Source organism: Methanocalculus sp. (assembly GCF_029762515.1).
Classification (GTDB): domain Archaea; phylum Halobacteriota; class Methanomicrobia; order Methanomicrobiales; family Methanocorpusculaceae; genus Methanocalculus.
This window is the reverse complement of sequence record NZ_JARVGN010000551.1, coordinates 1-1,183: the sequence shown is the minus strand read 5'-3', so window position 1 is coordinate 1,183 and position 1,183 is coordinate 1. Positions and strand designations below refer to the sequence as shown.

2 protein-coding genes are annotated in these 1,183 nt (G+C 49.3%); one reads left to right on the top strand and one right to left on the bottom strand.

Annotated elements, in window-relative coordinates:
* The coding region (locus QCH34_RS13070) for a glutamine synthetase beta-grasp domain-containing protein (RefSeq protein ID WP_300334765.1) at positions 1-814 on the bottom strand (814 nt) is incomplete at its 3' end.
* Positions 815-960: 146 nt separating this feature from the next.
* Between QCH34_RS13070 and QCH34_RS13065 the strand changes: the two genes are divergently transcribed.
* Positions 961-1,183: ADP-ribosylglycohydrolase family protein (locus QCH34_RS13065; protein ID WP_300334764.1), on the top strand; the 223-nt coding region annotated here is incomplete at its 3' end.

The window sequence follows — 1,183 nt, the reverse complement described above, 5'->3', positions numbered from 1 at the left end:
AGTGGAGGCCTGAACCGGCTTTGCCGACGGTGATCTTTGGCGCATAGCTCACCTGCACGCCATATGCTTCTCCAAGCATCCTGACGATCCATTTTGCGATCACCAGCTGATCGACTGCATCCTCTATCGGGGTGGGAAGGAACTCGATCTCGTGCTGTTCATAGAGTCTGCCATCCTGCGTGAAACATCCGACTTCTGCATGCCCATATTTCACTTTTCCGCCAGCCTGTGCCACCAGCCGGAGTGCTTCGATACGAAACTCCTCAAACTGGGTGAAGGGACGGGACTCGTGGTATCCCCGCTGATCACTGACAGGGTACAGCGGATCCGGCTCTGCGATCACATAGTATTCCAGTTCAGCAAGAGCGAAAAATTCTGCACCAGTCTCTTTCCTGAATAATTCATGAGCCTTTCTCAGGACATATGAGGGGTCGTTTGGGAGCGGCTTTCCCTCATTTGTATAGAATGAACAGAGGATCTCAAGTGTCGGCACCTCAGAGAAGGGATTCATAAATGCAGTTCTGTACCGGGGAACCACATACAGATCGCTTGAACCAGCTTCAATGCATGAGAAAAGCTGCGATCCGTCGATCCGCTCTCCATCACTTAATATCGTATCCAGATGCTCCTTCCCCGTTATTACAAAATTGAGTGTCTTCAGCTTTCCGTCTTCTCCAACATAACGGAAGTTGATCATCTCGATGCCATTCTGGACAACAAACCGGATTATATCTTCTTTACTGAACAATACAGAAGGTTTCCCAAGAAAACGTTCAAGTTCATTGGGGTTCTGGGGGGAATCGTCTATCTCCATGTACAGGTACGGTGTGATAAGTTTCATTAAAATGGTTCTTCAGGCAAAGGGAGCTTTATTTTTGCACCCCCATATGGAAGACAACTTCCTTCCAACTCTTACGCCGACCGGCAAGGGTTATTACCTCGAAGAACAACCCTCATCTGATGCTCGAACAGTATAAAGGATGTCTTCTTGGTGCCGCACTTGGAGATGCGCTCGGCATGCCGAATGAAACCGCACCTCCCCGTCTCCATGCACCACTCAGAATGTTTCGGAAAGCCTACAAGGGCCACCCAAATGATAGACTGGCACCCGGTCAGTTTACCGACGACTCCCAGATAATGATGATTGTCGGGAGGCTCATTGCCGATCGTGAATATTCTGAAG